Source organism: Nocardioides sp. NBC_00163, from assembly GCF_045206295.1.
Classification (GTDB): domain Bacteria; phylum Actinomycetota; class Actinomycetes; order Propionibacteriales; family Nocardioidaceae; genus Nocardioides.
This window is the reverse complement of sequence record NZ_CP108155.1, coordinates 1,561,319-1,583,962: the sequence shown is the minus strand read 5'-3', so window position 1 is coordinate 1,583,962 and position 22,644 is coordinate 1,561,319. Positions and strand designations below refer to the sequence as shown.

21 protein-coding genes are annotated in these 22,644 nt (G+C 69.5%); 18 read left to right on the top strand and 3 right to left on the bottom strand.

What is annotated here, in order from left to right; translation table 11 throughout:
- Positions 1-3: 3 nt before the first annotated feature.
- The 11 genes from OG801_RS07580 (at position 4) to OG801_RS07530 (ending at position 12,421) form a co-directional block, all read left to right on the top strand.
- Positions 4-1,251 carry an NADH:flavin oxidoreductase/NADH oxidase family protein gene (locus OG801_RS07580; RefSeq protein WP_406034929.1) on the top strand — a complete coding sequence of 416 codons (1,248 nt, stop codon included), beginning with the start codon at positions 4-6 and terminating at the stop codon, positions 1,249-1,251.
- Positions 1,248-2,141 carry an SDR family NAD(P)-dependent oxidoreductase gene (locus OG801_RS07575; protein WP_406034927.1) on the top strand — a complete coding sequence of 298 codons (894 nt, stop codon included), beginning with the start codon at positions 1,248-1,250 and terminating at the stop codon, positions 2,139-2,141. The genes OG801_RS07580 and OG801_RS07575 overlap by 4 nt, the downstream gene beginning before the upstream one ends.
- Positions 2,138-2,995, top strand: coding sequence for an alpha/beta hydrolase (locus OG801_RS07570; RefSeq protein WP_355018944.1), 858 nt, complete (start codon positions 2,138-2,140; stop codon positions 2,993-2,995). Before OG801_RS07575 ends, OG801_RS07570 begins: the two co-directional genes overlap by 4 nt.
- A 10-nt stretch (positions 2,996-3,005) precedes the next feature.
- Positions 3,006-3,749, top strand: a complete 744-nt coding sequence (locus OG801_RS07565) for a hypothetical protein (RefSeq protein ID WP_355018943.1) — start codon at positions 3,006-3,008, stop codon at positions 3,747-3,749.
- 109 nt (positions 3,750-3,858) lie between these two features.
- A complete protein-coding gene (locus OG801_RS07560) occupies positions 3,859-5,166 on the top strand; it encodes an MFS transporter (RefSeq protein ID WP_406034925.1) in 1,308 nt (435 codons plus the stop codon).
- Between the two features lie 55 nt (positions 5,167-5,221).
- Positions 5,222-6,847 (top strand): AMP-binding protein, encoded by a 1,626-nt coding sequence (locus OG801_RS07555; RefSeq protein WP_406034923.1) that lies wholly within the window; start codon positions 5,222-5,224, stop codon positions 6,845-6,847.
- Entirely contained in the window at positions 6,844-7,641 is a 798-nt protein-coding gene (locus OG801_RS07550) for an enoyl-CoA hydratase/isomerase family protein (protein WP_406034921.1), read from the top strand. The genes OG801_RS07555 and OG801_RS07550 overlap by 4 nt, the downstream gene beginning before the upstream one ends.
- Complete coding sequence (locus tag OG801_RS07545; protein ID WP_406034919.1) at positions 7,634-8,395, top strand: SDR family oxidoreductase; 762 nt, start codon at positions 7,634-7,636, stop codon at positions 8,393-8,395. Before OG801_RS07550 ends, OG801_RS07545 begins: the two co-directional genes overlap by 8 nt.
- An 11-nt stretch (positions 8,396-8,406) precedes the next feature.
- Positions 8,407-9,615 carry an acetyl-CoA C-acetyltransferase gene (locus OG801_RS07540; protein WP_406034917.1) on the top strand — a complete coding sequence of 403 codons (1,209 nt, stop codon included), beginning with the start codon at positions 8,407-8,409 and terminating at the stop codon, positions 9,613-9,615.
- Between the two features lie 30 nt (positions 9,616-9,645).
- Positions 9,646-10,659 carry an NADPH:quinone oxidoreductase family protein gene (locus tag OG801_RS07535; RefSeq protein ID WP_406034915.1) on the top strand — a complete coding sequence of 338 codons (1,014 nt, stop codon included), beginning with the start codon at positions 9,646-9,648 and terminating at the stop codon, positions 10,657-10,659.
- 31 nt (positions 10,660-10,690) lie between these two features.
- On the top strand, positions 10,691-12,421 hold the full coding sequence (locus OG801_RS07530; RefSeq protein WP_406034914.1) for a CocE/NonD family hydrolase: 1,731 nt from the start codon (positions 10,691-10,693) through the stop codon (positions 12,419-12,421).
- Positions 12,422-12,462: 41 nt separating this feature from the next.
- Here OG801_RS07530 and OG801_RS07525 read toward each other — a convergent pair whose 3' ends face one another.
- Positions 12,463-13,089 carry a TetR/AcrR family transcriptional regulator gene (locus tag OG801_RS07525; RefSeq protein ID WP_406034912.1) on the bottom strand — a complete coding sequence of 209 codons (627 nt, stop codon included), beginning with the start codon at positions 13,087-13,089 and terminating at the stop codon, positions 12,463-12,465.
- 120 nt (positions 13,090-13,209) lie between these two features.
- On the opposite strand from OG801_RS07525, the gene OG801_RS07520 reads away from it, so the two are divergent.
- Genes OG801_RS07520 through OG801_RS07510 form a run of 3 tightly spaced genes read left to right on the top strand, consistent with a single transcriptional unit; the run spans position 13,210 to position 15,522 of the window.
- Positions 13,210-14,025, top strand: a complete 816-nt coding sequence (locus OG801_RS07520; RefSeq protein ID WP_406034910.1) for an oxidoreductase — start codon at positions 13,210-13,212, stop codon at positions 14,023-14,025.
- Between the two features lie 4 nt (positions 14,026-14,029).
- Positions 14,030-14,620 (top strand): TetR/AcrR family transcriptional regulator, encoded by a 591-nt coding sequence (locus OG801_RS07515; RefSeq protein WP_406034908.1) that lies wholly within the window; start codon positions 14,030-14,032, stop codon positions 14,618-14,620.
- Entirely contained in the window at positions 14,617-15,522 is a 906-nt protein-coding gene (locus OG801_RS07510; protein WP_406034906.1) for an alpha/beta hydrolase, read from the top strand. Before OG801_RS07515 ends, OG801_RS07510 begins: the two co-directional genes overlap by 4 nt.
- A gap of 13 nt (positions 15,523-15,535) precedes the next feature.
- Here the strand turns inward: OG801_RS07510 and OG801_RS07505 are convergent, their stop codons facing one another.
- Complete coding sequence (locus tag OG801_RS07505) at positions 15,536-16,228, bottom strand: TetR/AcrR family transcriptional regulator (RefSeq protein ID WP_406034904.1); 693 nt, start codon at positions 16,226-16,228, stop codon at positions 15,536-15,538.
- Between the two features lie 5 nt (positions 16,229-16,233).
- Positions 16,234-17,832 carry a GMC oxidoreductase gene (locus OG801_RS07500; RefSeq protein WP_406034902.1) on the bottom strand — a complete coding sequence of 533 codons (1,599 nt, stop codon included), beginning with the start codon at positions 17,830-17,832 and terminating at the stop codon, positions 16,234-16,236.
- Positions 17,833-17,929: 97 nt separating this feature from the next.
- Here OG801_RS07500 and OG801_RS07495 point away from each other — a divergent pair, with 97 nt between their 5' ends.
- Genes OG801_RS07495 through OG801_RS07480 form a run of 4 tightly spaced genes read left to right on the top strand, consistent with a single transcriptional unit; the run spans position 17,930 to position 22,639 of the window.
- The gene (locus OG801_RS07495; RefSeq protein ID WP_406034900.1) at positions 17,930-18,907 is read left to right on the top strand and encodes an enoyl-CoA hydratase/isomerase family protein; all 978 of its coding nucleotides are present in this window, start codon (positions 17,930-17,932) and stop codon (positions 18,905-18,907) included.
- Complete coding sequence (locus OG801_RS07490) at positions 18,904-19,803, top strand: alpha/beta hydrolase (protein ID WP_406034898.1); 900 nt, start codon at positions 18,904-18,906, stop codon at positions 19,801-19,803. The genes OG801_RS07495 and OG801_RS07490 overlap by 4 nt, the downstream gene beginning before the upstream one ends.
- A gap of 3 nt (positions 19,804-19,806) precedes the next feature.
- Positions 19,807-21,288, top strand: a complete 1,482-nt coding sequence (locus OG801_RS07485; protein ID WP_406034896.1) for a class I adenylate-forming enzyme family protein — start codon at positions 19,807-19,809, stop codon at positions 21,286-21,288.
- 58 nt (positions 21,289-21,346) lie between these two features.
- Positions 21,347-22,639, top strand: coding sequence for a hemolysin family protein (locus OG801_RS07480; protein ID WP_406034894.1), 1,293 nt, complete (start codon positions 21,347-21,349; stop codon positions 22,637-22,639).
- The last annotated feature ends 5 nt before the right edge of the window (positions 22,640-22,644 follow it).

Here is a 22,644-nt window from a genome sequence, read left to right as displayed (position 1 = left end):
CCCATGGCCTCGCTTGCTGATCCGCTCGACCTTCCGTCCGGCGCACGCCTGCCCAACCGCATCGCCAAGGCAGCGTTGAGCGAGGCTCTGGGCGATGCGGACAACTCGCCCGACGAGCGCATCGTCACGCTCTACCGCCGCTGGGCGCAGGGCGGCTACGGCCTGCTGATCACCGGCAACATCATGGTCGACCGCCGGCACCTGGGGGAGCCGGGCAACATCGTGATCGAGGACGACCGCGCCCTTCCGCAGCTGACGGCGTGGACCAAGGCCGCGCACGACGGCGGCGCCGCGATCTTCGCCCAGCTCAACCATCCCGGCCGTCAGTCCAACCTGATGGATCTCGGCCACCAGCCGGTCGCGCCGAGCGCCGTGCCGCTCGCGCTTCCTGGTGCGGCCGTGCCTCGTGAGCTCACCGGTGCGGAGATCGAGGAGATCATCGAGCGCTTCGCCGTCGCCGCGAAGGTCTGCGAGGACGCCGGCTTCGACGGCGTACAGCTCCACGCGGCGCACGGCTACCTCGCCACCCAGTTCCTCTCGCCGCTGACCAACCTGCGCGAGGACGAATGGGGCGGCGACGCCGAGCGGCGCATGCGCTTCCTGATCGAGGTCGTACGCCGCGTACGCGGTCGGGTGGGTCCCGGGTTCGCGGTGTCGGTCAAGCTCAACTCCGCCGACTTCCAGCGTGGCGGGTTCACCGAGGACGACTCGCGCGCCGTCGTCGAGGCCCTGGCGCTGGAGGAGGTGGATCTGATCGAGGTCAGTGGCGGCAACTACGAGTCACCGGCCATGTCGGGCTCGGCCGCCTCCTCGACCCGGGCACGTGAGGCGTACTTCCTCGACTACGCGCGGTCCGTCCGGAAGGCGGCCGGAGACGTACCGCTGGCGGTGACCGGCGGTTTCCGTTCGCGTTCCGGGATGCAGGAGGCGCTCACCGCCGGGGACTGCGACCTCGTCGGCATCGGGCGCCCGACGGTGACGACCACCGACTCCGCCGACGCGATCCTCCGGGGGCGCGCCGGGGAGCTGACCACCCACGAGATCGGCGCCGGCATGCGCGGTCTGCTCGGCCGGTTCGCGGATCTGAAGGCTCTCGACGGAGTCCTCAACCTCGCCTGGAACACCGACCAGATGCACCGGCTCGCCCGCGGGCAGGAGCCGGATCTCGACCGTGGTGTGCTGCGCACCGCGGTGGCCATGGTGCGCCGCAACGGCCGGGTGTCGTTCGCGCCGCGCCGGGGCCTGAAGTGAGCCGCCACGCGTACGACCTCGCCGACAAGGTCGTCCTGGTCACCGGTGGCAACGGCGGGATCGGGGCCGCCACGGTCCGCACCCTGCTCGAGCGGGGAGCCCGCGTGGCGGTCGCCGACATCGACCCGACGACGCCCGAGCGGGCCGGCGCGCTGCATGCGACCGACATCTTCGGATGCGTCGCCGACGTACGCGACCCCGCCTCGCTCGAGGCGGCGGTCACCCAGACCGTCGACCGGTACGGCCGACTCGACGTCGTGATCGCCAACGCCGGTCTCCTGGCCAAGGCGGCCACGCTGCGCAACACGCCCACCGCGGACATCGAGGCCACTCTCGCGGTCAACGTGACCGGTGTCGCGAACACGGTCTCGGCCGCGCTGCCCCACGTGATCGCGCAGCGCGGCCAGGTCGTCCTGATCAGCTCCGTGTTCGCCTTCCTCAACGGCATGGGCACGATTCCGTACGCCATGAGCAAGGCAGCCGTCGAGCAGCTCGGACGCGGGCTCCGCGTCGAGCTCGCCGACCACGGTGTCTCGGTCCTCACGGCCTACTTCTCGCTCGTTCAGACCGACATGATCGCCCGCGGCGTCGACGAGGACCCGGTCGTCATGGAGCTGCTCGGCGCGCTGCCCAAGGCGATGCTGAAGCGGATCACCCCGGCGCAGGCCGCGGCCGGCATCGCCGACGGGCTCGAGGCGCGCGCGGCCCGCGTCATCCTGCCGAACCTGTGGCGTCCGGTCTCCTCCTGGCGCGGCTTCCTGGGGCCCGTGCTCGACTCCCGCTTCGCGCGCGACCGCCGCATCCTCGACGTCCTCGCCCGTCTCGACGCCCGCCTCTCCACGCCTCCCGTCGCCGTCCCGGCGGCACTCTCACGAAGGAACAAGCCATGACCACCACCTGGAAGACCACTCCCAACAAGACGATCGACGTCGGCGGCACCTCGTTCGCCTACCGCGAGCTCGGCAAGCCCGGCGGCGTACCGGTGGTGTTCCTGCACCACTTCACCGCCGTCCTCGACGACTGGGACCCGCGCGTCCTCGATGGGGTAGCCGCGCAGCACCACGTGATCGCCTTCGACAACCGCGGGGTCGGCGCGACCGGAGGCCGGGTCCCGAACGACATCGAGGAGATGGGTGCCGACGCCATCGCCTTCATCCGTGCGCTCGGGTATGAGCAGGTCGATCTGATCGGCTTCTCGCTCGGCGGTGCCGTCGCCCAGATGGTCGCCCTCCAGGCGCCCGATCTCGTACGCCGCATGGTGGTCGCCGGCAGCGGCCCCCGCGGTGGTGGCGGCATCTGGAAGATGCCGTTCATCGTCGGTGGCGCCTACACGAAGGCGTTCCTGTCCCGGAAGGACCCGCGCCACTTCCTCTTCTTCCCGCGCACCACGGAAGGCAAGAAGGCGGCCAACGCCTACTTCGAGCGGCTCGCGGAGCGTACGACGGGTCGGGACAAGCCGATCTCCTCGCAGGCGGGCCTGGCCCAGCTGCGGGCGATCACCAGCGCGGGGATGCACCCCGCCGACGACCTGGAGCAGATCAAGATCCCGGTCTTCGTCGCCAACGGGGACAAGGACCTGATGGTCGCCAGCGAGCACTCCAAGGACATGGCGGCCCGGCTGCCCGACTCCCGACTGCGGATCTACCCGGCCTCGGGTCACGGCGGCGTGTTCCAGTACCACCACGAGTTCGTCCCCGAGGTACTGGACTTCCTCGGCCCGAAGACCGAGTCCGCGGCGTCCTGAGCGGGCAGCGATGAGCCGACCGGACTTCCTGACCGTCGACGCCTTCCATCGGCCGCCCGGCGGGCGGATCGGGTGGCGGCGCGACCTCAGGCGCACGATCGACGCCGGTATCGACGGCCTGCATGGCGTGACGGTGAACTATGCCAACAACGGCACCCACTCCCTCGCCCCGAACCTCCTTCCGGGCGGCTGTGCGCTCGTCGCCGCGTGGGAATCGGCGGAGGCGGCCGAGGCCGCCTTCGCCGGTCCGCTGCGGCGTGCCATCGACGGCCCTGGACGGTTCAGCCTCGACAGCGAGATCGTGCGGGTGAGGATCGACTCCGAGTCCGAACACGACCATTGGCACGGCTGGAAGCCCAGTGCCGACGGGGCCGAGCCGCTCGTCGACGGCGAGCCCATGGTGGCCATCGTCCACGGCATCCTCCGGCGTGGCCGGCTGCTCGAGTTCATGCGCAACAACCTGCACGCGGCCAGCCGAGCCGCGCACCACCCCGGTCACCGCGGCAGCATCGACATCTCGGCTCAGCTGCCGTACGAGCACACCTCGATCAGCCTCTGGAAGACCTACGCCCTGGCCCGGGACTTCGCCTACAAGAAGGGCGGCCATGCCAGCGCCATGAGCCATGCGCTGAAGCAGAAGACCCATCGCGTCGGTGTCTTCCTTCAGGCCCGGCCGCTGGCCTGCACCGGAGTGCTGGGCATCGACAAACCGCCTTACCCGCAGCTGCCCGAGGCGCGGCGCTGGGGAACGTAAATATTCCGACGGGTACGAAAACTGGTCCCTGCGTACCCCTTCCATCTCTGAGATGTTGTGACTACAGTCACGGTACGTAAGTTTCCTCATTCGTACCCAGGAGTGCGCTGTGTCGGCAACATCCCCCCTTGTGACCGGGTCGCGGTCCCGCCTGCGGCCCTTGCTGGCAGCCGCCGTGGGCAACATCGTCGAGTGGTTCGACTTCACCATCTACGCGACGTTCGCCGTCTACTTCTCGCCGCTGTTCTTCCCGTCCGCTGATCCCACGGCTTCGCTGCTGTCGACGTTCGCCGTGTTCGCTGTCGGATTCTTCGTCCGTCCGCTCGGGGGTTGGCTGATCGGCGCTTACGCCGACCGGCAGGGGCGGCGTAAGGTCCTGCTTCTCACCATCGTTCTGATGACCGTGCCGGCTTTCGTGATCGGCATCTCGCCGACGTACGCCTCGGTGGGGATCGTGGCTCCGATCGTGCTGGTGCTGGCCCGGATGCTGCAGGGCTTTGCCGCCGGTGGTGAGGCCGGCGGGGCGATGGCGTACCTGTCGGAGATCGCGCCGGAGCATCGCAAGGGTCTCTACAGCAGCCTGTGGTACACGACCGTCGTGCTGGGCATGGTCCTGGCGAGCCTCACCGGCTTCGTGCTCACCCGGCTCCTCGCCGCGGAGGCGATGGGGGAGTGGGGATGGCGGATCCCGTTCCTGGTCGGCGGTGCGGCCGGGCTGCTCTCCCTGTGGGTCCGGCGCGCCATGGTCGAGACGAGCGATGCCGTCGTCGACGGCACCGCCGCGGCACGACCCGCCGGGCTCGGCACCCTGCTCTCGGAGTTTCCCCGGGAGACGCTGCGGGTGATCCTGCTGATGGCGGGAGCGGCCACTGCCTTCTACACGTTCGTCAGCTACATGCCGACCCACCTGATCAACTCCGTCGGGCTGGCACCGGCGACGACCTTCGGCCTGCACACGGTCGCCCTGGTCATCTTCATGGTGCTTCTCCCGACATTCGGGATGCTCTCCGACCGCATCGGCCGGCGTCCGCTCGGCTTCGTGTTCGCCATCGGTGGCGGCGTCGCGATCTACCCGCTGAGCCTGGCGCTCTCCGAGCGCTGGTACGTCAGCCTCGCCGTCGACCTGGCGTTCCTCACTTTGACCGCATGCATCTTCTCGGTGCTGGCCGTGATCATGACCGACCTGTTCCCGAGCCGGATGCGTGCGATGGGAGTAGGCGCCCCCTACAACCTGGCGACCGCGATCTTCGGTGGTACCGCACCGTTCCTGCTGACCTGGCTGGCCGGCCAGGGGCGCGCCGACACGTACTTCATCTACCTGGCGTGCCTGGTGCTCCTGTCCGCTGTCGGTCTCGGCCTCACCAGCAACAGTCGGACCAGACCAAACAACGTGGCCACTCCGGTAGCGGGCGCCTAGCGCCCCGCCGCCCCCTGAACCTGCTCTTTGTACCGATCAACCCAGGAGAGAACCCATGAGTACGTATCCCGATGACCGAGTCGGAGAGATCCTCCGCGCATTCACCTCGCCGACCGCGAGTGCGCCCGAGCTGATGTGCGACCGCCATCCGCACGATGCGGTCGCGTTCAGGTTCATCGACGCGGACCTGGCGGGGGTGTCGTTGACCTTCGGCGAGCTCGCCGACCGGTCGCGGCGGATCGCGTCTGTGCTGAGCGAACATGGCGTGAGTGCTGGTGACCGGGTGGCGACGCTGATGGGCAAGGACGTGGATCTGCCTGCGGTGATCCTCGGGATCTGGCGCGTGGGTGCGGTCTACATGCCGCTGTTCACGGCTTTCGCGGCATCGGCGGTGGCTGACCGCCTGGATCAGGGTGGCGTACGTGTGGTGGTCACAGACAGCGACCAGTTCGGGAAGCTGCCTGGGGACCGGGCCAGGCTGGTGGCCGGGCTCAGCGACGGTGCCGCGCCCCCGTCGGGCGGCACCGATCTGTCGGCGGCCGCGGCGGCCGCGCCGCTGTGGAGCGAGCCGGCACCTGCCGGGCCCGAGGTGGAGCTGACGCACATGTTCACCTCGGGCACGACGGGCAAGCCGAAGACGGTCATCCACCCGCTCGCGTACGTGGCTGGTTGGCAGGCCTATCTCGAGATCGGGCTGGGCGTCGATGAGAGCTCGGTCTACTGGAACGCCGCCGACCCGGGCTGGGCTTATGGTCTGTATGCCGGGGTGGTCGCGCCGATGTGCGTGGGTGTTCCGAACATCGTGAGCACGGCGAAGTTCGATGCCGAGACCACGTGGCGGATCCTGGAGAGGTACGAGGTCACCGATCTGGCGGCGGCGCCTACGATCTTCCGGGGTCTGCGGGGTGCGAAGACGCGGGCGGAGCTTCCGGCGTTGAGGCGGCTGTCCAGTGCTGGTGAGCCGCTGACCCCGGATGTGTTCGCCTGGGCGCAGCAGCAGTGGGGGCTGGAGATCCACGACCACTTCGGTCAGACCGAGCTGGGTATGCCCGCGGGCTTCGCCCACCACCCGCATGCGGCTACTCGGGTCGAGCCGGCGGCGATGGGCCGCAGTTTCCCCGGGTGGTCCCTGACCGCGCTCAGGCTGGATGAGGACGTACCTGCCGGGCCTGGCGAGGTGGGGCGGCTGGCGGTGCGTATCGCGGAGAGTCCGTTCTTCACCTTCACCGGGTACGGCCAGGATCGTGGTCATCGCGGTGACCGGTTCAGTGCCGATGGTGAGTTCTACCTCAGCGGCGATCTGATCACGATCGACAGCAGCGGTCTGATCCACTTCTCCTCCCGCGACGACGACGTGATCCTGATGGCCGGTTACCGGATCGGCCCGTTCGACGTCGAGAGCGCACTGGGCACGCACCCGGCCGTGGCGGAGTGCGCGGTCGTGGCCGCGCCGGACGAGATGCGGGGCGAGATCATCAAGGCGTACGTCGTCCTCAGCCCGGGGGTCGAGGGCTCCGATGTGTTGGTGAAGGAGCTCCAGGACTGGGTGAAGAAGGAGTACGCCGCCCACGCCTATCCCCGCCAGATCGAGTTCGTCGCGGAGCTGCCCAAGACACCGAGCGGCAAGGTGCAGCGCGCGGTGCTGCGCAAGCAGCTCGCCGAGGTCGGTGGCACCCGGTGACCGACGTCCTTCTGACGACTCGGACCGGTGACGTCGAGACCTGGACGCTGAACCGGCCCGAGTCCCGCAACGCCCTGGACCCGGCCCTGGTGAGTGCGCTGACCGAGCAGGTCTCCCGGGCGGAGGACGACGGGGTCCGGGTCGTGATCCTCACTGGTGCGGGGGCGGGGTTCTGTGCGGGAGCCGACCTGGCGTACCTGCTCGAATGTGCCCAGAGCGGTGAGTCGCCTCGTCCGCATCTGCGCGAGATCTGCGACCTCACGCTCGCGATGGAGGCCAGCCCGATCGTCTTCATCGCCGCGCTCCACGGGTTCGCCGTCGCCGGGGGTCTCGAGATCGCGCTGGCGTGCGACCTGGTCATCGCCGCGGCCGGCACCCGGATCGGCGATGGGCATGTGAAGAACAACCTGATCGCCGGGGGAGGAGCCAGCGTGAGGATGCCCCCGAAGCTCGGTGCCGGCACGGCCGCATGGCTGGCCCTGACGGGCGAGCTCATGCCCGCCGATGACCTCGCGCGCAGGACGGGGTGGCTGCACGAGGTCGTCGCTCCCGACGTACTGCTCGAGTCCGCCCACACCATGGCCACCATCCTGACGAGCCGCCCAGCCGGCGCCCAGCACCGCTACAAGCGACTCATCGTCAACGACCCCACGACGACCGCGGCGGCGCTGACGCGGGAGCTCGACATGTTCGAGGAGCACTGGAACGGCTCCGACGTGGCCACCGACCTCATCCGTTTCCTCGGCCGCTCCACACCGCGGTCGACCTCCAAGAAGGAGCGAACCGTTGCCTGACCGGTTCACAGACCAGACCGTCCTCGTCACCGGCGGAGCCCAGGGGCTCGGCCTGGCGATGGTCCACCGATTCGCCGCCGAAGGCGCCCGCGTCCATCTCGCCGACGTCAACGCGGACGCCGTCCAGGAGGCAGCCGGAAAGGTCGCCGCGGACGCGCCGATCCCGCCGGTGCCGCACGTCGTGGACGTCACCGACCCCGTGGCCGTCACCGGCTGGATCGACGGCGTCGCCGAGAGCGACGGGCGCGTCGACGTCCTCGTCAACAACGCCGGGATCATCCGCGACAACCGCGTCGAGAAGATCTCGGTCGAGGACTGGCATGCCGTCATCGACGTGAGCCTGACCGGCTCCTTCCTCTGCATCCAAGCGGCCATGCCGCACATGAAGAGCCGCAGCTATGGCCGGATCATCTCGTTCTCCTCGATGAGCTGGCGGGGCAACTTCGGCCAGGCCAACTACGTCGCGGCCAAGGCCGGCATCGTCGGTCTCACCCGCACCATCGCCCTCGAGGGCGCGCGCCACGGGATCACCGCCAACGCGATCGCACCCGGCCTGATCCAGACCCCGATGCTCGCCTCGATGAACGGCCCCGCCCGCGACCTGCTGATCGGCAAGGTCCCCCTCAAGCACCCCGGCGAACCCGAAGACATCGCCGCAGCCGCCGCCTTCCTGGGATCACCGGAGGCCCGCTACATCACCGGCGTCGTGCTCGACGTCGACGGCGGCATCGGGATCGGATCCTCGATCCGATGAACACTCCCCGAATGTCAACCGAGCCGACCGTCATCGTCGCGGGCGCCCGTACGCCGATCGGCAAGCTCCTCGGCGGCCTGCGAACCCTCACCGCCACCGACCTCGGGGGCATCGCCATCAAGGGCGCCCTGGAGAAGGCACGCGTCGCGCCGGAGCAGGTCGACTACCTGATCATGGGCCACGTACTCCAGGCCGGCGCCGGCCAGAACCCGGCGCGAACCGCCGGACTCAACGCCGGGATCCCGGGCAACGTCCCCTCGATCACCATCAACAAGGTCTGCCTCTCCGGCCTCAACGCCATCGCGACCGCCGACCAGATGATCCGCGCCGGCGAGGCCGAGATCATCGTCGCCGGCGGCATGGAGTCGATGACCAACGCTCCGCGGCTGCTGCCAGGAAGCAGAGAAGGCAGCAAGTTCGGCGACATGACCCTCGTCGACCACATGGCCTACGACGGGCTCTACGACCAGGCCACCGCGCAGGCGATGGGCAGTCTGACCGAAGCGGTCAACGCCGATCGCGAGCTGGCCGTCACCCGAGCAGAGCAGGACGCCTTCGCCGCCCGCTCCCACCAACGCGCCGCCACGGCACGGAAGAACGGCCTCTTCGACGACGAGATCGTCCCCGTCGCCATCGCGCAGCGGAAGGGCGACCCGGTCGTCGTGACCGCCGACGAAGGCGTACGCGAGGACACCACGACCGAGACGCTCGCCAAGCTCCGTCCGTCCTTCTCCCGCACCGGAACGATCACCGCGGGATCGGCCTCACCGATCTCCGACGGTGCCGCCGCCGTCGTCGTGATGGCCAGGTCCAAGGCCGAAGAGCTCGGCCTGGACTGGCTCGCCGAGATCGGTGCCCACGGCATGGTCGCCGGCCCCGACTCCACCCTCCAGCTGCAACCGGCCAACGCCACCGCCAAGGCCCTGGACAAGGAGGGCATCGCCGCCGCCGAACTCGACCTCGTCGAGTTCAACGAGGCCTTCGCCGCCGTCGGCATCGAGTCCATGCGTGCCCTCGGCCTCCCGGAGGAGAAGGTCAACGTCAACGGCGGCGCGATCGCGATCGGCCACCCGCTCGGCTGCTCCGGCACCCGCATCGTGCTCCATCTCGCCCTCGAGCTCCGACGCCGCGGCGGCGGCCTCGGCGCGGCCGCACTGTGCGGCGGCGGTGGCCAAGGAGACGCGCTGATCCTGCGGGTGCCTAGGACCTCGGGCGAATGAACCCCACATCCCGATCCCGAGGAGGCTCCCGTGCGAGCAGCAATCATCACCGCCCTCAACGGCCCTGACGGCGTCGTGATCCGTGACCAGCCCGAACCGGAACCGGCGGCCGGGCAGGTGCGGATCGACGTCCACTCCGCAGGCGTGGTCTTCCCCGACGTCCTGCAGACCCGCGGCGGATACCAGCTGCGTCCGGAGCTGCCGTTCACGCCGGGCTGGGAGGTGGCCGGTGCGGTCCGCGAGGACTCCGGCGGGTTCCGCGCCGGCGATCGGGTCGCTGCGATGCCGGTCATCGGAGGCTTCGCCGAGACCGTCGCGGTGAGCTCGGAGATGGTCTTCCCGCTGCCCGACGACGTCGGGTTCGACAAGGGAGCGGCACTGCCGCTGAACTACCTGACCGGACACTTCGCACTCATGCGCCGTGCCCGCCTCGTCGCCGGCGAGACGGTCCTGGTGCAGGGAGCCGCCGGTGGGGTGGGAACCGCAGCGTGTCAGCTCGCTGCCGCGTACGGAGCCCGGGTGATCGCGGTCGTCTCGACCCCGGAGAAGGGCGACATCGCCCGCGCCGCCGGCGCCCACGAGGTCGTTGAGGTCGCTGGATTCCGCGACCAGGTCTCCCGGCTCACCGACGGTCGGGGCGTCGATGTCGTCGTCGATCCCGTCGGCGGAGACCGCTTCACCGACTCGCTGCGCACGCTTGCGCCCGAGGGACGTCTGATCGTGATCGGCTTCACCGGTCGCGAGATCCCGACCGTCAAGGTCAACCGGCTCCTCCTCACCAACACCACCGTCATGGGCGCGGCCTCCGAGGAGTTCTGGCACCTCGACCCCGGGTACGCCAAACGGCAGTGGAACGAGCTGATGCCACTGATCCGGTCCGGAGCCATCGATCCTCCGATCGGGGCGATCTTCAGCCTCGAGGAGACCGCCTCCGCGCTCCGCGCCATGGACGAACGCCGGGCGATCGGCCGACTGATCGTGCGCGTACGAGAACCCAGCCCAACCCCAGCCACTCAGTCCATCCGTTCCCTCGGGTCACATTAAGAAGTTCAATGAAATCTCAAAGGAGAGTCCGATGAATCATGTCTACGAGCGCAACGTCCCCATGAAGACCCGAGACGGCATGATCCTGCACGCCGACGTCTGGCGACCGTCGGAAGGCCAGGCTCCCACCCTTCTGATGCGTACGCCGTACAGCAAGGAATTCACCCTTTTCAGCGGTGGAGCCAACAACACGATCCCGTCCGTGATCGCGCTCCTGAACGCCGGCTACGCGGTGGTCTGGCAGGATGTCCGAGGCACTTACACCTCCGACGGTTCCTTCACCCCCAAGGCCAACGAGATCGAAGACGGCCAAGATGCCGCCGCCTGGATCCTCGAGCAGGGCTGGAGCGACGGAACCATCGGCACCTACGGCGCCTCCTACATGGGCATGACCCAATGGGCCCTGGCCACCACCGACACCCCGGGCCTGGGCGCCATCGCACCCACCGTGACCTCGCTGAACTGGTACACGGGCCTGTGGTACTCGCAGGGCGGAGCCCTGTCGCTGAGCCTGGTGACCTGGTGGAACGCCGTCATGTACGCCGCCGAGGAACAACGATCCCTGCAGAGCGGTGAGACCTCGGACCCCTCGGCACTGATGCGTCTCGGGGCGGCGCTGATGGACCCCCTGTCGCCCAACGAGGCCACACCCGTTGCCGACCTGCCGGTGCATGGCAAGGGCCGCTGGTTCGACGACTGGCTCGCTCACCCCGATCACGACGAGTACTGGGCATCACAGGACTGGTCAGGGGCGGCAGGATCAGTGACTGTCCCGTCGCTCAACATCGCCGGGTGGTACGACCTCTACGTCGCTGAGAGCGTGGCCGACTACGTACGCGTCCGCACCGAGGGCGGCTCGCCACGAGCCCGCGAGGAGTCACGGCTGGTGGTCGGTCCCTGGGATCACACCAACCTGACCGGACAGTACCCCGACCGCTACTTCGGTCTCATGGCTGCCGGCGACCTCAGCGAGACGCACGTCGTCTTCTTCGACCAGACCCTCCGCGGGCGCGCTCCCGAAGCCCCGGCACCGCGGGTTCGTCTGTTTGTGATGGGCATCGACCAGTGGCGCGAGGAGGAAGACTTCCCGCTGCCCGACACCCAGTACGTCGACTACCACCTGACCAGCGACGGCTCGGCCAACACGAGCAACGGGGACGGCACGCTCACTCGAGAGGTGCCGAGCGCCGAGGGGAGCGACGGGTTCCGGTACGACCCGCGTGACCCGGTCCCGACCGCGGGCGGTGCGTTGCTCCCGTCTCTGCCGGGACTGGTCGGTCCGGTCGACCAGATCGCCGTCGACGGTCGCGACGACGTTCTCTGTTACACCGGCCCGGTCCTGACCGAGCCGGTCGAGGTCACCGGGTTCGTCGAGCTCAAGGTGTTCGTCTCCTCCACCGCGGTGGACACCGACATCACCGCCAAGCTCGTCGACGTCTTCCCCGACGGCCGCGCGATCAACCTGTGCGACGGCATCCTGCGGTTGCGCTACCGCAACAGCCTCTCCCAGCCGGAGCTCATGACGCCTGGCGAGGTCTACGAGGTCACCGTGCCGATGTCGGTGACCTCCAACGTGTTCCTCCCCGGTCACCGGATCCGCCTGGACATCTCCAGCAGCAACTTCCCCCACTACGACCGCAACTCCAACACCGGCGGAGTGATCTCCTCCGAGGCACTGGAGGACATGGCGGTCGCCGACAACACCATCCACCACGGTGGCGCGCGCCCCAGCCGCCTGGTGCTGCCGATCATCGAGCGCTGAGCACGGTCCCTGTGCGCCTGCCCGCGGGCAGGCGCACAGGACTACTCCGACTGGTACTGGAGGCCGTCCAGCATGATGTCGCCGATCTCGGCGAACGCCTGGCCGGCGGTCAGACCGGTACGTCGCAGCAGGCGCCCCGAGCGGACCCCGTCGATCGCGAGCACCACGAGCTCGGAGGCCAGGGCCGCGTCGACGCCGCGGAACTGACCGGCGCGTACGCCGTCGTCGATCATCTCGTGCACCCGGCGTGCGGCAGCGGCGGAGTTCAACGCATAGATGTCGGCCGCCGCGCGGTAGGTGACCATGTCGTCGTAGAAGGCGGCCGAGTGCCGCCCCATCTCCCGGCCGACGCCGTGGAGATAAACCTTGATCTTGCGGCGGTGGTCGCTCTCGGCCGCGGTCTCCTCCTCGATCCGCGCCGTCGCGGACTCGAAGAACCGCTTGACCACCAGCGAGACCAGATCGTTCTTCGACCCGCCCACGCCGTACAGCGTCGACTTGGAGCAACGCAGCCGCGTGGCCAGCTCGTCCATGCTGAGCTTGGCGAAGCCCTCCTCGAGCAGGATCGCCTCGATCTGCGCCAGGAGATCAGAGCGACGCTGCTCGTCGACCTTGCGCCGACCAGCAGGACGCTCGAGGGCCTCAGGGGGCAGGTAGTCGTGGCTCACACCGCCATTGTGCCGTCAGCCGCGCGTCCAGTCGGGCACAGGCCCGGATGTTTGGGAATACGATCGTCATCCCATGTGCTATTGTCGTATGAACATAATCCCAAACGTCAGGAACCCATGATGACAACGACTCCGCAGGTCGCGCTCGTGACGGGCGCATCCTCAGGCATCGGCAAGGCCACAGCGATCGCGCTGGTCGCGGCGGGCTTCCGAGTGATCGGCACCAGCCGCAACACCGCGCGACTCACCGCGCCCGCCGGGGTGACGTACCTCGACCTCGACGTGACCAGCGACGAGTCGGTCGCCTCGGCGGTGGAGCAGGTCATCGAGCGGTTCGGGCGCATCGACGTCCTCGTCAACAACGCCGGCGTCGGGTCGACCGGTGCGGGCGAGGAGTTCTCAATCGGCCAGACGCAGGACATCTTCGACATCAACGTCTACGGAGTCATGCGGATGACCAAGGCGGTCCTGCCCCACATGCGCGTTCAGCGCAGCGGGCGCATCATCAACGTCTCCTCCCTCAGCGGATTCGTCCCCAGCCCGTTCATGACCGTCTACGTGGCGACCAAGCACGCGGTCGAGGGCTACTCCCAGTCGCTGGACCACGAGGTGCGCGAGTACGGCGTCCGGGTCCTTCTCGTCGAGCCCGGCCCGATCAACACCCCGTTCGCGGGACACAGCGTCGAAGCCGACACCCCCATGCCGCTCTACGCGGCCGGACGGCGCAACTACGACGAGCTGATCACGAAGAACCTCAGCAGCGGCGACGACCCCGCCGTCGTCGCCAAGGTGATCGTCGGGGCGGCCACCGACCGCAACCCGAAGCTGCGGCGTACGGCCGGCTCGACCGCCCGGACCATCAACGCGGTGCACCGCATCGCCCCGGCGCGCAGCTTCGACCGCGTCATCCGCAAGTTCAACCGGATGCCGAGCTGAGACGATGGTGCGCTACACCGAAGAACACAAGCAGGAGACGCGGCAGCGGATCATCGCGACCGCCGGTCGACGGCTCAAGCGTGACGGCATCGACGGCTCCGGGGTCGCGACGCTGATGAAGGACGCGGGCCTGACCAACGGCGCGTTCTACCGCCACTTCGAGTCCAAGGACAGCCTCGTCGCGGAGGCGATCACCGACCAGCTGCACACGCTGCACGCCAACATCGTCGAGCAGGCGGAGCCGGGCCGGGCCGGCCTGGAGCAGATCGTGCGCTGGTACCTGTCGGCCGAGCATCGGGACAACCCGGTCGACGGCTGCCCCAACGCCGCCCTCCTCGACGAGATCGCGCGCAGCCATGAGGCGACCAGGCAGGCGTACACCGAAGGCGTGCTGGTCGTCATCGACGGCCTCGCTGCCCGGATGGCACCCGACGACCCGCCCTTGGCACGGGTGAAGGCGCTGAGCCTCCTCGGCCTGATGGCCGGGACGCTCCAGCTCTCTCGCGCGCTGGCCGACCGGCAGCTGTCCGACGACCTCCTCGAGCAGGGTCTCCGTAATGCGTTGTCCCTGCTGGACGCCGAGGTCGGCCGATGACCCGCGAGCAGCCCTTCCATCCGCAGCTGCGGGTCGCGCGGTTCCTTCCGCGCACGATCATCACGGCTCGTACGTTGCCGACGCTCCGTCGCCTCACCAAGCTCTCCGCTCGTGCCCGGCGGCCCGACGCGCAGGTCGTCGCCGTGGACGACAACGTGTCGGTGCATGTCTTCCGGCCGGCAACGGCTCGGCCCCGGACGCCGGCGCTGCTGTGGATCCATGGCGGCGGAATGGTGCTCGGCGACGCGGGGCAGGACCGCGCGTTCTGCCGCCGGGTCGCCGATGATCTGGGCATCGTCGTCGTCTCGGTCGAATACCGGCTCGCTCCCGAGCACCCGTTCCCGACGCCGTTGGAGGACTGCTACACCGCGCTGCAGTGGCTCGCCCGCCAGCCCGACATCGACCCGGCACGCATCGCCATCGGCGGGCAGAGCGCCGGCGGCGGCCTGGCCGCCGCGCTGACGCTGCTGGCGCAGGAACGCGGCGAGATCCGTCCGGTCCTGCAGCTGATGTCCTACCCGATGCTCGACGACAGGACGACGACCCGAACCGACATCGACCCGCGGCGCCTACGCATCTGGAGCCCGGCCAGCAACCGGTTCGGCTGGAGTGCCTACCTCGGCGCATCGGGCGGCGAGGTCTCCCCGCTGGCCGCGCCGGCCCGCTACGAAGACCTCTCCGGGCTGCCGCCCGCATGGATCGGCGTCGGCACCAACGATCTCTTCCACGACGAGGACGTCGCCTACGCCCGGCGCCTGCAGGAGGCCGGAGTCGACTGCACGCTGCACGTGGTCCCGGGCGCGTACCACAACTTCGACTCCATCGAAGCCAAGCCTCCCGTCTCCCGAGCCTTCGTCAAGGCCCAGATCGCAGCGCTGGACGAAGCGCTCAACGGAGGCTGACGGATCCTGCGGGTCAGGGCCCTGGGTGCCAGGCTCGCCGGAGTGCGGTCTCGTGCGAGGCGAGGGCGGAGGCGGGGTCGGCCCCGAGTCCCACGCAGAACGTGACGCCCATCGGGACCAGCACCTCGCGCACCGGGTCGGCGAACTCGACGAAGTGGTTGGCCAGGTCGAGGGTGATGTAGCCGTGGACGTAGCTCCACATCGCCCCGGCGGCCGCTCTCGGATTCTCGATGGTGAGGTCGCCGTTGGTGCTCAGCCGCGTGGCCGCCTCGACCACGTGGGCGTAGGCGGCGTTGAACGCGGGGGAGTGGCCGGCTCGCCGTTCGCCCTTGGCCGGGGTGGGCCGGTAGGTGGCCCGGGTGGAGAGGCCGAACATCGCGTCGTACAGGTGTGGGTTGGCCTGTGCGTAGGAGAGCGTGGTCAGCGCCATTGTGAACAGGTCGGCGATGGCGTCCTCGCTGGCACCGACCTGAGCGAACGCCTCGCCCAGCTGGTCGAAGCCGTGGTCCACCACGGCACCGAGCAGCTCCGGGACGCCGCCGAAGTAGTTGTAGACGACCATGCTCGACATGCCGGCCTTCGCGGCGACCGTCCTGGCCTTGATGGCAGAGGGGCCCTCCTCGGCGAGCATCGTGACGGCGGCGGCGATCAGTCGCTCCGGGATCCCGTTGGAGGGGCCGTCCGTCACCGTGGAATCTCTCGACATGGTCGTCATCGTCCCAAACCGGCGTCGGGGATGTGCGACATGGCGTGCTCGGCCAGCGCCGTGATCGTCAGCGCTGGGTTGACACCGGGGTTGGCCGGCAGGGCGGCGGCGTCGCAGACGACCATGTTCCGGTAGCCGAACACCTGAAGGTCGGCGTCGACGACTCCGGTCGCCGGGCTCGCGCCGACCACGGCGCCGCCGAGCACGTGGGCGGTCATCGGCCGGTTGCCGAACACCTCGAAGACGCTGCTCTGCGCGACGCCTCCGGTGCGTTGGGCCAGCCACTTCGCGACCCGGTGGCCTGCGTCGATGTACGTCGGCGCGGGCCGTTCGGTGTCGCGCCCGGTGGTGAGCCGATATCCCCTCCCCAGGAGTCGCCTCCGCGCGACGAACCGGATCGCGTTGTCTCGCGGCTGCATGACCAGCATCATCAAGGTGCGTGCCGACCAGCCCGATCGCATCGTCGAGAACCAGCGGCGTGGGTGGCGCACCACGGTGCGTAGCCAGGCCGACAGGCGCCGTACGCCCCGGCCCTCGCCCACCAGGACCGTGAACATCAGGCGCATGAAGTCGCCTCGCGGCCCATAGGTGAGGAACTCGATCTGGGTGTCGCCGTCGAGGACCACCCGGCTGCTCGCGGTGACGTCGCGCCAGGTGCCGACGTCCTCGGGGAGCAGGACGGAGAGCACGGCCTCGCTGTTCGTACGCGCGAGGTGGCCGAGGCGGTCGCTGAGCGCGGGAAGTGTCCCACGGTGCTTGCAGTCCGCGAGGAGGGCGTTGGTGCCGACCGCGCCGGCGGCGAACACGACCCCGCGCGTGGTGATGCTCGTGCGGCGCCCGCCCCGGCCTCCGGAACCGCGGGTGGTGATCCGGTAGCCGTCGCTCCCATCGGCCGCCCCGAGCGGAGTCACGTCGACCACCTCGCGCTCCGCGAAGACCCGGGCGCCGTGCTTCTGCGCGAACCAGAGGTAGTTCTTGGTGAGCCGGTTGGCGGCACCGGTACGGCACCCGGTCATGCACTGCCCGCAGCGGGTGCAGCCGGTGCGGTCCGGGCCCTCGCCGCCGAAGTAGGGATCCGGCACAGTGACGCCCGGCTCGCCGAAGAAGACCCCGACCGGCGCCGCCGAGAAGCTGCCGCCGAACCGTTCGGCGACCTCACGGGTCAGTCCGCTTGTCACCGACTCCCACGGCGTCGTGCTCGCGCCGAGCATCCGCTCCGCCGTGGCGTAGTGAGGCTCGAGGACCTCCCCCCAGCGGGCCGGCCGCGGCCATTGCGGGTCGGCGAAGAAGTTGTCGTGCGGGCGGAACAGGACGCCGCCGTACACGAGGCTTCCGCCACCGACCCCGGTCTGGGTGGAGCTGAACACGTGGCGGAAGAGCACGTTGCGCATGATCCCGTGCAGCCCGACCTTCGGCGCCCAGACGAAGCGGCGGCTGTCGGATGCCGATGCGGGCAGCTCCTCGTCGGCGTATGCGCGGCCGCGCTCGAGGACCGCGACCCGGTGGCCCTTCTCGGCCAGGCGCAGGGCGGCGACGCTGCCGCCGAAGCCCGACCCGACGACGACCCAGTCATGGTCCAGCGGGGGATGGGTGGTGCTGTTCAAGGTGGCTCCTCCGGGTTGTGACATCAGGATAACTTCGTTATTGTCGTGTGACAAGCGTCGCACGAACGCCCTCACCGCATCGCAACGGAGACCGGTCATGACAGAAGAAGTACGAGGCAACCTCGAGATCGAGGACCGCGGCGCGGTGCTGGTCGCTCGCGTCGATGGCGGTCCGCTGGGCCTGTTCGGCAACGACATCGCCGAGCAGCTCGACACCCTCGTCGACCGCGCGGACGGTGATCCGGCGATCCAGGCTGTCGTGTTCACCGGCACCCACCCGGACCGCTTCGTCTCGCACGCCGAGGTGCGCTGGCTCCAGGAGGGCGGAGCCACCGTCCCGTCGGTCGGCGTCCGGGGCGCCTCCGCCCTCGCCCACACGGCGCGCGGGGTGAACCGGGCAGGCGGGCTGAAGGCGGCGTTCGGCAAGACACCGCTGTGGCCGGCGGTCCAGCTGGAGCGGGTGCACCAGACGTTCCTGAAGATGAACCGCAGCGGCGTCGTCTTCGTCGCGGCCCTGAACGGGTCGGCGCTCGGTCTCGGAGCCGAGTTCAGCTGGGCCAACGACCTGCGGGTCATGGCCGAGGGGGACTACGTCATCGGTCAGCCGGAGGTCCTGCTCGGGATCATGCCCGGCGGCGGTGGCAGCCAGCGGCTTCCGCGGCTGGTGGGCAACCACAAGGCGCTGCTGGCGATCCTGTCCGGCGAGCCGTTCACACCTGCGCAAGCGCTGGAGATCGGCGCGGTGGACGACGTCGTGGCGCCGGACCAGGTGCTCGACCGAGCGATCGAGCTCGCCGAGCGCCTGGGGTCGCGGCCGAAGGCGTCGCGGGCGGCGATCAAGCGATCGGTCTACTTCGGCGGCTCTGCGGACCTGGAGGCGGGGCTGCACATCGAGCGCTCCGAGTTCCTCGCCACCGCGCTCTCCGACATCGGCCAGGAGCTGATGCTCGACTACATGGCCAACACTGAGGCGGCCGGCGAGCTGCCGCTGTACCAGCCCGGGGTGTTCGAGGAAGTACTCCAGGCGGGCACGACCCGTGGTGCCGGTGCCGCGAACAGGGGAGCCCGGCGATGATCGGCCACACCGTCACCCGCCACGATGTCAGCTTCGACTCGGCCGGCGACACCTGTGCCGCCTGGCTCTTCCTGCCCGACGGCGTCACCAACCCTCCGGTCGTGATCCTGGGACACGGCCTGGGTGCCACCCGAGAGATGCGCCTGGACGCGTTCGCCGAGCGATTCGCCCAGGCCGGGATCGCGGCGCTGGCGTTCACCTATCGCCACTTCGGTGACTCCACCGGCCAGCCCCGGCAGCTGCTGTCGATCAATCGGCAGCTGGCCGACTGGGACGCCGCCATCGCCCACGTCAAAGGGCGCTCCGACGTCGACGGCTCTCGCGTCGCGGTCTGGGGAAGCTCGTTCGGCGGCGGTCATGCCATCGTCGTCGCCTCCCGCCACCCCGAGCTGCGCGCGGCGGTGTCCCAGTGCCCGTTCACCGACGGCCTCGCGTCGGCCCGGGCCCTCGGCCCGGTCGGCACGATGCGGCTGCTGCCCACCGTCGCCCGCGACCTCGTCGCCGCGACCCTGCAGCGGGACCCGGTGCTCATCACGCTCGCTGGGGCGCCGGGGGAGAAGGCCCTGATGACCGCCCCGGACGCCCTGCCCGGCTACCTCGCCCTCGTCCCTGAGGGCGCCGCCTTCGTCAACGAGGTCACCGCCCGCGTCGCGCCCACGATCACCCGGCACCGTCCGGGCAAGGTCGCCAAGGACGTACGGATGCCGATCCTCTTCTGCATCTGCGATCACGACTCCGTCACGCCGCCTGAAGAGACGCTCGCCTACGCGCGCACGGCGCCTCGCGGCGAGATCAAGCGGTACGACGCCGGCCACTTCGACATCTACCTCGGCGAAGCGTTCGAGACCGTGGTCGCCGACCAGACCGAGTTCCTCACCCGTCACCTGAAGGCCTGAACCATGACGTTCTCCACCATCATCGACCGGCGCGCCACCGACAACCCGTCCGGTCCGGCCATCGCCGACTCGTCCCAGCGGCTCACCAACGCCGAGCTCCTCGACCTGGTCCGTGCCGGCGCGACACATCTCGCCGAGCTCGGCATCGGTGCCGGGGACGTCGTCGCGCTCAAGCTCACCAACCGCGTCGAGTTCGTCGTACTGCTCTTCGCCGCATGGCGACTGGGGGCGACCATCACACCGGTCAACCCGGCCCTGACCGACTCCGAGGTCGCCCGGCAGCTCGAAGACTCCGGCGCGAAGCTGCACATCATCGAAGACGGCGCTCACCCGATCGGCGACGTACTCGCCCTCGCGGTCCCCGACCTGCGCCGGGAGCCGGGGCAGGAGGAGGCCGCGCCGCCGGTCGTGGACAGTGCGCTCCTGGCGCTGCTCATTTACACCTCGGGCACCACCGGCGTACCCAAGGGGGTGATGCTCGACCATGCCAACCTGGAGGCCATGACCGCCATGGGGCGCGATGCGCTCGAGGTCGGTCCCGAGGATCGCTGCCTGCTGATCCTGCCGCTCTTCCATGTCAACGGCATCGTCGTCAGCATCCTCACCCCGCTCCTCGTCGGCGCCAGCGTGGTCATCGCGGACCGGTTCAACCCGCACACGTTCTTCGACACCGTCGAGAAGGAGCGCCCGACGTTCTTCTCCGCGGTGCCCACGATCTACAGCATGCTCGCCGCGCTTCCCGATGACGTACGACCAGACACGAGCTCGGTCAGGTTCGCGGTCTGCGGCGCCGCCCCGGCGTCGGCCGACCTGCTCGCCCGGTTCGAGGACCGCTTCGGCTTCCCGCTCATCGAGGGCTACGGACTCTCCGAAGCCACCTGCGGCTCGACCATCAACCCGGTCGGCGGACCGCGCAAGGCGGGAACCGTCGGACTGCCGTTCCCCGGCCAGGAGCTGCGCATCCTCGGCGCGGACGGGAAGCCGGTGCCGCCCGGCGAGAACGGCGAGGTCAATGTCCGCGGGGCCAACGTCATGCGCGGATACCTGGGCCGTCCGGACGACACCGCCGCCGTGATCAGGGACGGCTGGCTCTTCACCGGCGACCTCGGCCACGTCGACGAGGACGGCTACCTCACCATCGTCGGCCGGTCGAAAGAAATGATCATCCGAGGTGGCGAGAACATCTACCCGAAGGAGATCGAGGACGTCCTCGCCGGCGACCCGACCGTCCTCGAGGTCGCGGTGATCGGGCTGCCCGACGAGAAGTGGGGCGAGGTCGTGGTCGCCTTCGTCCAGGCCCGCCCGGGCGCGACGGTCGACGTCAAGGCGCTGATGTCGAGGTGCCGGGAGCAGCTCAGCGGCTACAAGCGACCCACCGCGATCCATGTGCTCGACGCCCTGCCGAAGAACACGGTGGGCAAGCTCGACAAACGGGCCCTTCGCAACCAGCGGGGGAGGGGCGTGCCTGTAGATTCCTCCGTGTGAAGAGGCCTCGAAGTTCCTACCGCTCACCTATGTCCGAATGGGATGGTGAGCGGGCCTGATGGACAGCCAGACGTTTCTCAGCCTCGGGCTGGTGCTGGTGTTCGTGCTGGTCGGCGGCGTCTTCGCTGCGACCGAGCTGGCGCTGGTGTCGCTGCGTGAGAGCCAGCTGACCGCGCTCGAACGCAAAGGCTCACGTGGAGCACGGGTGGCGGAGGTGGCCCGCGACCCCAACCGCTTCCTGGCCGCGGTGCAGATCGGCGTGACCGTCGCCGGCTTCCTCTCCGCGGCCTACGGCGGGTCGGCGATCGCTCCCGACGTCGCGCCCTACCTCGAGCGACTCGGCCTGACCGAGGCGCTCGCCGAGACCACGGCGCTGATCGTGCTGACCCTGTTCATCGCGTATCTCTCCCTGGTGCTGGGCGAGCTCGTGCCGAAGCGGCTGGCGCTGCAGAAGGCCGCCGGCATCTCGCTGGCCGTCGCGCCCGTGCTGGACAGGTTCGCCACCGTGATGCGGCCGGTGATCTGGCTGCTCTCGGTCTCCACCGACGCCGTCGTACGGCTGCTCGGGGGTGACCCCAAGGCCTCGGCCGAGCAGGTCTCGGAGGAGGAGCTGCGCGAGATGGTCTCCACCAACCGGGACCTCGAGGAGGACGAGCGCCGGATCCTGCGTGACGTGTTCGCCACCACCGAGACGACGTTGAGGGAGGTGATGCGTCCGCGCGGCGACGTCACCTTCCTGCCCGCCTCGATGCCGCTTCCCGCGGCTGCCGAGACCGTGCGTGACCTGCCCTACTCCCGCTACCCGGTGACCGGCGAGGGCTTCGACGACATCCTCGGTTTCCTGCACGTACGCGACCTGCTCGGTGTCGTCGCGACGGACGATCGCACGATCCGGGACATCTGCCGTCCGGTGCTCTCGCTGCCCGGGAGCAAGCGGGTGATCCCGTCGGTCGCCACGATGCGCGAGGGCGGCACCCACCTGGCGATGGTCGTGGACGAGTACGGCGGCACCGACGGCATCGTGACCCTCGAGGATCTCGTCGAGGAGATGATCGGCGACATCCGCGACGAGTACGACCACGGTGAGGCCCGCATCCGCGACCACGGTGACCTGTCCCGGATCGACGGCGCGATGACGATCGAGGATTTCGCGGACACCACCGGCATCGAGCTCGAGGACGGCGCGTACGAGACCGTCGCGGGCTATCTCATCGCTCGGCTGGGGCACATCCCGCAGGTTGGTGAGGTGCTGGCGCTCCGGGACGGCACCCTGGAGGTGACCGCCCGGAACGGCAACCGCATCACCGAGATCGCGCTGCGCCCCGAGGCGTCACCTCCGGCACCGGAGTGAGGACG

Coding starts and splice junctions, on each gene's coding strand:
- OG801_RS07520 (WP_406034910.1), top strand. CDS start 13,210: ATGACAACGACTCCGCAGGTCGCGCTCGTGACGGGCGCATCCTCAGGC.
- OG801_RS07580 (WP_406034929.1), top strand. CDS start 4: ATGGCCTCGCTTGCTGATCCGCTCGACCTTCCGTCCGGCGCACGCCTG.
- OG801_RS07515 (WP_406034908.1), top strand. CDS start 14,030: ATGGTGCGCTACACCGAAGAACACAAGCAGGAGACGCGGCAGCGGATC.
- OG801_RS07530 (WP_406034914.1), top strand. CDS start 10,691: ATGAATCATGTCTACGAGCGCAACGTCCCCATGAAGACCCGAGACGGC.
- OG801_RS07480 (WP_406034894.1), top strand. CDS start 21,347: ATGGACAGCCAGACGTTTCTCAGCCTCGGGCTGGTGCTGGTGTTCGTG.
- OG801_RS07510 (WP_406034906.1), top strand. CDS start 14,617: ATGACCCGCGAGCAGCCCTTCCATCCGCAGCTGCGGGTCGCGCGGTTC.
- OG801_RS07540 (WP_406034917.1), top strand. CDS start 8,407: ATGTCAACCGAGCCGACCGTCATCGTCGCGGGCGCCCGTACGCCGATC.
- OG801_RS07555 (WP_406034923.1), top strand. CDS start 5,222: ATGAGTACGTATCCCGATGACCGAGTCGGAGAGATCCTCCGCGCATTC.
- OG801_RS07505 (WP_406034904.1), bottom strand. CDS start 16,228: ATGTCGAGAGATTCCACGGTGACGGACGGCCCCTCCAACGGGATCCCG.
- OG801_RS07570 (WP_355018944.1), top strand. CDS start 2,138: ATGACCACCACCTGGAAGACCACTCCCAACAAGACGATCGACGTCGGC.
- OG801_RS07485 (WP_406034896.1), top strand. CDS start 19,807: ATGACGTTCTCCACCATCATCGACCGGCGCGCCACCGACAACCCGTCC.
- OG801_RS07495 (WP_406034900.1), top strand. CDS start 17,930: ATGACAGAAGAAGTACGAGGCAACCTCGAGATCGAGGACCGCGGCGCG.
- OG801_RS07565 (WP_355018943.1), top strand. CDS start 3,006: ATGAGCCGACCGGACTTCCTGACCGTCGACGCCTTCCATCGGCCGCCC.
- OG801_RS07490 (WP_406034898.1), top strand. CDS start 18,904: ATGATCGGCCACACCGTCACCCGCCACGATGTCAGCTTCGACTCGGCC.